The sequence below is a fragment of the Mesorhizobium sp. M7A.F.Ca.US.005.03.2.1 genome (assembly GCF_003997795.1).
Classification (GTDB): domain Bacteria; phylum Pseudomonadota; class Alphaproteobacteria; order Rhizobiales; family Rhizobiaceae; genus Mesorhizobium; species Mesorhizobium ciceri.
Genome location: NZ_RZRP01001550.1, coordinates 1 through 560 on the forward strand (window position 1 = coordinate 1; position 560 = coordinate 560).

The 560-nt window shown below is 69.6% G+C and carries 1 pseudogene; it reads left to right on the forward strand.

Features of this window, described 5'->3' with window-relative positions:
* Positions 1 to 560 (forward strand): annotated as a pseudogene (locus tag EN991_RS39065) (Ppx/GppA family phosphatase); the annotation flags it as partial.

Genomic DNA, 560 nt, shown 5'->3' on the forward strand with positions numbered 1-560 from the left:
AGGTTTTTGCGCGCGACGAAGCGCGTCCCGCGGAGAATCGATCGCCGGCGCCAGGCAAAGCCGGTGCCCCGGCGGCGGAGGCCCACAGACCGGTGGAGTCGGCGGTCTCGCCCGCCGCTGTAGTGCCACGGCCGGAACAGAGCGCCCGTCGGCCGCCGGTCCAGGAGCTTCCGGTGTTTGCGGCGCTTGACCTTGGCACCAACAATTGCCGGCTGTTGGTCGCCGTGCCGACGCGGCATGGCCAGTTCCGCGTCATCGACGCCTTTTCTCGCATCGTCCGGCTGGGCGAGGGGCTCACCGCCAATGGCCGGCTCGGCCAGCCGGCGATGGACCGCGCGGTCGAGGCGCTGAAAATCTGCGGCGACAAATTGCGCAACCGCAAGATCAGAAAAGCCCGGCTGATCGCCACCGAGGCCTGCCGCACGGCCGAAAACGGCGTCGAGTTCATCGACCGCGTCGAGCGCGAGGCCGGCCTGAAGCTCGAGATCATCGACCGCCAGACCGAAGCGCGGCTGGCGGTGTCCGGCTGCGGCTCGCTGGTCGAGCGCGACACTCAAGGC